Origin of the sequence: Archangium sp. (assembly GCF_036277355.1) — a bacterium.
In the GTDB taxonomy this organism is placed as follows: Bacteria; Myxococcota; Myxococcia; order Myxococcales; family Myxococcaceae; genus Archangium.
Map to the genome: position 1 here is coordinate 82,746 of NZ_DASUNC010000049.1, position 8,045 is coordinate 90,790.

Sequence of the window (8,045 nt, forward strand, 5' to 3'; positions counted from 1 at the left end):
CCCCGGGGTTTTGGCACCGTCCTCTTCGTTCGACTCCTCCTCGCTCCTCGAGCTGTCGCGCCGCCGCGCGGAGTCCCAGCCAGAGGAGCTCGCCTACACCTTCCTGGTCGATGGCGAGACAGAAGAAGCACGCCTCACCTACGCCGGGCTGGATGCACGCGCGCGCGCCATCGGTGGACTCCTGCAGGAGCGGGGAGCCCGGGGCGAGCGGGTGCTGCTGCTCTACCCGCCCGGGCTCGACTACGTGACGGCCTTCGTGGGCTGCATCTACGCCGGAGCCATCGCCGTGCCGGCCTACCCGCCGGACCCGATGCGCCTGGGACGGACGCTCCCGCGGCTCGAGGCGCTCATCTCCGACGCCCGCGCCCGCTTCGCGCTCACGAATGAATTCATCCGCTCCATGGCGGACGGGCTGGCCGAGCAGTTCCCCGGACTGGCCGGACTGACGTGGGTGGCCACCGGCGAGGTGCCCGCGGACGCGGCCAGCGCCTGGAAGGACCCGGGCCTCACGCACGAGTCGCTCGCGTTCCTCCAGTACACCTCGGGCTCCACGGGCACGCCGCGCGGGGTGATGCTCAGCCACGGCAACCTGCTGCACAACTCGACGGCCATCCAGCGCGGCTTCGAGCCCTCGCCCGGGAGCGTGGGCGTCATCTGGCTGCCGCCCTACCACGACATGGGCCTCATCGGCGGCGTGCTCCAGCCGCTGTTCGCCGGCATCCCCGTGGTGCTGATGTCGCCGCTGGACTTCCTCAAGCGGCCCGTGCGCTGGCTCGAGGCCATCTCCCGCCACCGGGGCACGCACAGCGGCGGGCCGAACTTCGCCTATGACCTGTGCGTGCGAAAGACCACGCCCGAGCAGCGCGCCGCGTTGGACCTGAGCACCTGGCGGCTGGCCTTCAACGGCGCCGAGCCCGTGCGCGCCGAGACGCTCGACCGCTTCGCCGAGGCCTTCGCCGTCTCCGGCTTCCGCCGCGAGGCCTTCTACCCGTGCTACGGCCTGGCCGAGGGCACGCTGATCGTCTCCGGCGGGCGCAAGGGACAGCCGCCCGTGGTGCGCGACTGGAAGCAGGAGGGCACCGAGCGCGTGCGCCCGCTGGTGGGCTGCGGCTCGAGCGTGCTGGACCAGGAGCTGCTCATCGCCCATCCCGAGACGCTCGCTCCCGTGCCCGAGGGGCAGGTGGGTGAAGTCTGGGTGCGCGGAGGCAGTGTCGCCCAGGGCTACTGGGGCCGGCCCGAGCAGACCGAGCAGACCTTCCGCGCCCGCCGGAGCGACACCGGGGATGGGCCCTGGCTGCGCACGGGAGACCTCGGGTTCCTCTCGGGCGGCGAGCTGTTCGTCGTGGGCCGCATCAAGGACCTCATCATCCTGCGCGGGCGCAACCTGTATCCGCAGGACCTGGAGCAGACGGCCGAGGCCAGTCACCCCGCGCTGCGCCCGGGCTGCTCCGCCGCCTTCAGCCTGGACATGGAGGGGCAGGAGCAACTGGTGCTCGTGCACGAGGTGGACCGCGCGAAGCTCCCGGAGCCCACCGAGGCCGTGGAGGCCATCCGCCGCGCCATCGCCGAGCAGCACGAGGTGGCACCGGGCCGCGTGGTGCTCGTCCCCGCGGGCCACATTCCCAAGACGTCCAGCGGCAAGATTCAGCGCGGCACCTGCCGCGCCATGTACCTCGCGGGCGAGCTGGAGCTCGTCACCGAGAGCACCGTGCCCCAGGCCGTGGCCACCGCGCCGGCCGAGCCGCCCGCGCTCACCCGCGAGGCCCTGCTGGGCGCCTCGGAGACGGAGCGGCCCCGGCTGCTCGCCGAGCACCTGCGGCACCGGCTCGCGCGTGCGATGGCCGTGCCCGCTTCGGCGCTGGACGAGGCGCGGCCTCTCACCGCGTTCGGCATGGACTCCATCCACGCCATCGAGCTCAAGGGCGCGCTGGAGGAGGAGCTGGGCATCCACCTGCCCGTGGCGCTGCTGCTCGATGGCGTCAGCCTGGGCACCCTCACCACCCGCGCGCTGGAGGCCCTGCACCCCGCGCCCTCCGCGCCTCCACCGCTCGAGCCCGCAGACCACGGGCCCCACCCGCCCCTGTCGTATGGACAGGAGCGGCTGCTCTTCCTGGAGCAGCTCGCCACGGGCCACTCGGCGTACACCGTCGCCACGGCGGTGAAGCTGGAGGGACGGCTCGACGTGGAGGCCCTGGGACGGAGCCTCGCGGCGCTGCTCCGCCGGCATGACTCGCTGCGCGCGTGCTTCCCCTTCGTGGACGGCAAGCGCGTGCAGGTGCTGCTGCCCGCCGGGCAGGTGCCGGACCTGGGCCCGCTCGCCGGAGCGGACGCGCTCGTGGACCTGTCCGGCCTCCCCGAGTCCGAGCGCGAGACCGAGGCCACCCGGCTCACCACCCTGGAGGCCCGCCAGCGTTTCGACCTGGAGCGCGGCCCGCTGCTGCGCGCGAAGCTGCTGAGGCTCGCCCCGGAGCGGCACCGGCTGGTGCTCTCGGTGCACCACATCGTCTCGGATGGGTGGACCCTGGGCGTGCTCGTCCGCGAGCTGGGCGCCCTCTACCCCGCATTCGCCGAGGGCCGTGCCTCGCCCCTGCCCGCGCCTCGCCTCCAGTACACGGACTACGCCGCGTGGCAGCGGCGCTGGTTGGAAGGGGGCACGCTCGCCGCCGGGCAGTCCTGGTGGAAGGAGCGCCTCACCGGCATGCCTCCGCTGCTGGAGCTGCCCACCGACAGGCCCCGCCCCGACGCTCCGTCCTTCGAGGGGGTTCGCCACCCGCTCCAGCTCTCCGCGCCCCTCACCGTGGGCCTCGAGCAGCTCGGTCAGGCCGAGGGCGCCACGCCCTTCATGGTGCTGCTCGCCGGCTTCCTCGTGACGCTCCACCAGCGCACCGGCCGCACCGACCTCGTCGTGGGCACGGACATCGCCAACCGGGAGAATCCTCGCACGCAGCAGCTGGTGGGCCTCTTCGTCAACCAGCTCGTCCTGCGCGTGGACCTCTCGGGCAACCCCACGTTCCGGCAGGTGCTCGCCCGCGTGCGGCAGGTGGCGCTCGGCGCGTACGCGCATCCGCACGTTCCGTTCGACAAGCTCGTCGAGACGCTCCGCCCCCCGCGCGACGCCCGCTACAACCCGCTCTTCCAGGTGATGTTCGTCCTGGAGAACGCGCCCCTGCCCGCGCTGGAGCTGCCCGGCCTGCGCCTGGAGCTGCTCGAGCTCGATGACGGGGGCTCGCCCTTCGACCTCTCGGTGCTGCTGTCGAAACACGGGGGACAGTTGGGCGGCGTGCTGCGCTACAGCACCGCGCTCTTCGATGGCGCCACCATCTCCCGGCTCGGGGAGGATTATCAGACCGTGCTCTCGGCCGCCGTGCAGCGCCCGGACGCCACGGTGGAGGAGCTGCGCGACGTCCTCACCGGGCACGAGCGGCAGCGCGAGCGCGCCCGGGCCGAGGAGCTGAAGTCCAAGCGGCAGGACCTGTTCCGCAACGTGCGCCGCAAGACCGGGGAAGGAACCCCATGAAGAAGGCACTGCCCCAGGTGAAGCGCCGCGAAGTCACGGAGTCCGGCGAGGATTGGGTCCGCTTCGAGCCCCTCCAGCCCGGCCTCTCGCTGCCCGTGCTCGCCCGGCCCACGCTGCCGGGCGTGGACCTCGCGGACTGGGCCCGCAAGCACCGTGCGCGCGTGGACGAGCACCTGCACCGCCATGGCGCCGTGCTCTTCCGTGGCTTCGACATCGCCTCCGCCGAGGCCCTGGAGCACTCCATCCGCGCCGTGGCCGGCGAGTCCCTGCCCTACGAGGAGCGCTCCTCGCCGCGCTCCCAGGTGATCGGCAACGTCTACACCTCCACGGACCACCCGCCCGCCGAGCACATCTTCCCGCACAACGAGCAGTCCTATAACCAGTCCTTCCCCCTGCGCCTGTTCTTCTGCTGCGTGACGCCCGCACAGGAGGGAGGCCGAACGCCCCTGGTGGACTCGCGCCGCGTCTTCCATCGCCTGCCGCATTCGCTGCGCGCCCGCTTCCTGGAGCAGGGCTACACGTACGTGCGCAACTTCGGCGGCCAGTTCGGCCTGAGCTGGCGGACGGCCTTCCAGACGGAGTCCCCCGCCGAGGTCGAAGCCTACTGCCGCCGCAACCACATCCAGTTCGAGTGGCGCGAGGGCCAGCGGCTGAGGACGCGCCAGGTGCGCCGCGCCGCCGGGCTCCACCCCGTCACGGGCGAGCCGGTGTGGTTCAACCACGCCACGTTCTTCCACGTCTCCACGCTGCCGCCCGCCGTGGGCTCGGCGCTGCTCGCGGAGTTCGGTGAGGAGGACCTGCCCAACAACACGTATTACGGCGACGGCTCGCCCATCGAGCCCGAGGTGCTCGAGACGCTGCGCGCGGCCTACCACGCCGAGACGGTGTCCTTCCCCTGGGAGCGGGGAGACCTGCTCGTCGTCGACAACATGCTCGCCGCGCACGCGCGCACGCCCTTCTCCGGCCCGCGCCAGGTGCTCGTGGGCATGGCCCGCCTCTTCCCCTGGGACGACGTGCGCCCCGTCCCCGCCCCTTCCTAGGAGACTCCGCCGTGTCCTCCTCCAACGGCTTCCGTCTGTCTCCCCAGCAGGCCCACCTGTGGGCGCAGCTCACCCCGAGCCCGGACACGCCCTACCGCGCGCAGTGCGTGGTGGAGCTCCGGGGCCCGCTGGACAGGCCGCGCCTCGAGCGCGCCGTGCGGGAGGTCCTCTCCCGGAACGAGATCCTCCGCACCACGTACCGCCGGCTCCCGGGCACGGAGACCGCCGTCCAGGTGCCCGGAGACGTGCCCGCCACCGTGCTGCGGGAGCTCGACTGGACGGGCCCTCGCGCGCAGTGGTGGAGCCACCTGCTGGAGGACCTGCTGCTCGGCCCGTCCGAGAACCCGTGGAGCTACACGCCCGAGGAGCGCGCACCGGAGGAGCCGGGCGGCCTGTGGCTGGCCACACTCGAGCCCGAGCGGCACCTGCTTGTGGTGGACCTCCCGGCGCTCTCGGCGGACCGGCGGGGACTGGCATGTCTCGTGCGCGAGCTCGCCGGAGCCTGGGCGGCGCAAGGTGGCGGCGAGCCCCTGCCCGAGCCCGCCATGCAGTACGCGGACGTGTCGGAGGTGTTCCAGCAGCTCCTGGAGTCCGAGGACGCCCGCGAGGGCCAGCGCCACTGGGAGGGCCTCGCGCGCCCCGCCCCGGACACCCGCGCCCCCGAGCGGACCTTCAGCCCCACCTCCTGGCGGCCGAGGGAGCTGCCCCCGGGATTCACCGCCTCGGTGAAGGCCGCGGCGGGCCGCATCGGCGTGCCGGTGACGTCCTTCGTGCTGGCCTGCTGGCAGCTGCTGCTGGCCCGTCTCTCCGAGCGCCTCGAATGGTCCGTGGCGGTGCGCTTCGATGGCCGCACCTACGAGGGGCTGGACGAGGCGATTGGCCTCTTCGAGCGCTACCTCCCGCTGCGGTGCGAGGTGCGCGCCCGCGCCCGCTTCGCCGATTTCGCCCGCGAGGTGGCCCGGGCCACGCAGGACGCCGTGGCGTGGCAGGAATACTTCGACGTGGCGAAGGCGCCCCCCTTCCCCTTCGCCTTCGAGGACTTCACCTGGCCCGAGGAGCGCCACCACGACGGCCTCACCTTCACCACGTTGCGGCTGAGCGCCTGCACCAGCCGCTTCGAGCTCAAGCTGAGCTGCGGGCAGCGCCAGGGGATGCTCGACCTGGAGCTCCAGGCGGATGGCGCGCACCACTCCAGTGACAGGATGGGGGAGCGGCTGCTCGCGCTGTTGGAAGTGGCGGCCACGAATCCGGAACGCACGCTGGAATCACTGCCGGTGATGCACCGGAACGAGCTGCAATGGCTGGAGTCCCTCCACCGCACCGAGCGCCCCTACGACACCGCGGGCAGCGTCCCCGAGCGCTTCGCCGCCGTGGCCCGGAGCACTCCGGATGCGCTCGCCGTGGCCTTCGAGGACGAGCGGCTCACATTCTCCGAGCTGGCCTCCCGTGCGCACCGGCTCGCGTGGCACCTGCGCTCGCTGGGCGTGGGACCCGAGACGCGCGTGGGCCTCTTCCTGGAGCGCTCCGTGGAGCAGGTTGTCGCCCTGCTCGCCATCCTCCAGGCCGGCGGGGCCTTCGTGCCGCTCGATCCGCTCTACCCCCGCGAGCGCCTCGGCTCCATGCTCCAGCAGGCCGAGGCCCGGCTCGTCGTCACCCGCTCGCACCTCCAGTCCCTGCTCCCCGAGGGCGTGGCCAGCCCCGTCCTCCTGGACGCCGACGCCGAGCGGATCGCCAGCGCGCCGGACACCGCCCTGGAAGTCCCCGTCGCGCCCGAGCAGCTCGCCTACGTGCTCTTCACCTCGGGCTCCACGGGCAGACCCAAGGGGGTGATGATTCAACACCGCTCGCTGCTCAACCTCGCGGCCACCCTGCGCGACACCGTCTACGAGGGCCGTGGCCCCGGACTGCGCGTCAGCCTCAACGGGCCACTCGTCTTCGACACCTCCGTCAAACAGTGGGTGCAGCTGCTCAACGGCCACTCGCTGCACCTCGTCCCCGAGGAGGCCCGCCTGGACGCCTCGCGGATGCGCGGCTTCGTGCAGCGTCAGAAGCTCGATGTGCTGGACACCACGCCCTCGCTGCTGGCGCCCCTGCTGGAGCAGGGCCTGGGCCGCGAGCCGGACTTCTCCCCCGCGCTGGTGCTGGTGGGCGGCGAGGCCATCACCCCGAGCACCTGGACGGAGCTGCGCGCCCGCTCGCGCACGCGCTTCGTCAACATGTACGGCCCCACCGAGTGCACGGTGAACGCCACCACCTGCCCCGTGGCCGCGTCTCCCGAGCCCACCCTCGGCGGACCGCTCGGCAACGTGCGCGTGCACCTGCTGGACGGGTACCTGCGCCCGGTGCCCCCGGGCCGCCCCGGTGAGCTCTACATCGGTGGCGCGGGCGTGGGCCGCGGCTACATCGGCCGGCCCGAGCTCACCGCCGAGCGCTTCATCCCCGACCCCTGGGGCGCGCCGGGCTCACGCCTCTACCGCACGGGGGACCTCGGCCGCTGGCGCGAGGATGGCCGCATCGAGTTCCTCGGCCGTGCCGACCACCAGGTGAAGCTGCGCGGCCTGCGCATCGAGCCCGGTGAAATCGAAGCCGTGATGCGCACCCACCCCGAGGTGGGCGAGGTCATCGTCGTCCTGCGCGAGACCCAGCCCGGCGAGCAGCACCTCGTGGGCTACTTCGTCCCGCGCCGGGGCCTGGCTCCGGGTACCGATGCCGAGGGACACGAGCTGGCCCACCAGCTCCGGAGCCTGCTGCGGCAGACGCTGCCCGAGTTCATGGTGCCCTGGGCCCTGGTGCCGCTCGCGCGCCTGCCGCTCACGCGCAACGGCAAGGTGGACCGCGCCGCACTGCCCGACCCGCGCACCGCCACGCGCGAGGCACACGTCCCCTACGAAGCCCCCACCAGCAAGCTCGAGCAGACCATCGCGGCCATCTGGCAGGAGGCGCTCAAGGTCGACAAGGTGGGCCTGCACAGCAACTTCTTCGACCTGGGCGGGCACTCGCTCCTCATGGTCCAGGTGCACGAGAAGCTCGCCGCGGCCTTTGGCAGGCGCTTCTCCATGGTGGAGCTCTTCCAGCATCCCACCGTCGCCGCGCTCGCCCGGCACATCGGACAGGCCCAGGGTGGAGCGGCGGCCTCCGCCCAGAATCAGCAGCGAGTCGAGGACCGGGCCCAGAAACAACGTCAGGCCCTGCGGCAGCAGGCCCTCCTCATCAAGGCGGGCAGGGGCCGAAAGTGAGCCCCTGTTGTACGGAGCAGCCCCTCCGGACCCGATGACGAGCAACTGGTCCGACCATCGGACCAGTTGGTGAAGCGCGCGCCCGGGAGGTCCGCCGGGCGCGGTCTTCCGAAAGTTGGTCGGGTAGACCGGGGAGTTACCTCCCCGGCCCCCCACGGATCCGGACGTGCGGAATTCCCGCATCCGGCTCTTCGGCTCATGGACTCACTGCGAGCGGAAGCCCATCTCGCACCCTGCGCTGGACGAGCTCGC

3 protein-coding genes are annotated in these 8,045 nt (G+C 72.6%); all 3 read left to right on the forward strand.

Features of this window, described 5'->3' with window-relative positions:
• Window positions 1-10: 10 nt before the first annotated feature.
• The 3 genes from VFZ09_RS13345 to VFZ09_RS13355 are packed head-to-tail and all read left to right on the forward strand — an operon-like array spanning window position 11 to window position 7,793.
• Window positions 11-3,517 carry a condensation domain-containing protein gene (locus tag VFZ09_RS13345; RefSeq protein ID WP_329727929.1) on the forward strand — a complete coding sequence of 1,169 codons (3,507 nt, stop codon included), beginning with the start codon at window positions 11-13 and terminating at the stop codon, window positions 3,515-3,517.
• The gene (locus VFZ09_RS13350; RefSeq protein ID WP_329727930.1) at window positions 3,514-4,557 is read left to right on the forward strand and encodes a TauD/TfdA family dioxygenase; all 1,044 of its coding nucleotides are present in this window, start codon (window positions 3,514-3,516) and stop codon (window positions 4,555-4,557) included. Before VFZ09_RS13345 ends, VFZ09_RS13350 begins: the two co-directional genes overlap by 4 nt.
• Window positions 4,558-4,568: 11 nt before the next feature.
• Window positions 4,569-7,793 carry an amino acid adenylation domain-containing protein gene (locus tag VFZ09_RS13355; RefSeq protein ID WP_329727931.1) on the forward strand — a complete coding sequence of 1,075 codons (3,225 nt, stop codon included), beginning with the start codon at window positions 4,569-4,571 and terminating at the stop codon, window positions 7,791-7,793.
• Window positions 7,794-8,045: the final 252 nt, after the last annotated feature.

Bases quoted from the DNA above. Each gene is read 5' to 3' on its own strand.
- VFZ09_RS13350 (WP_329727930.1), top strand. From the start codon at position 3,514: ATGAAGAAGGCACTGCCCCAGGTGAAGCGCCGCGAAGTCACGGAGTCC.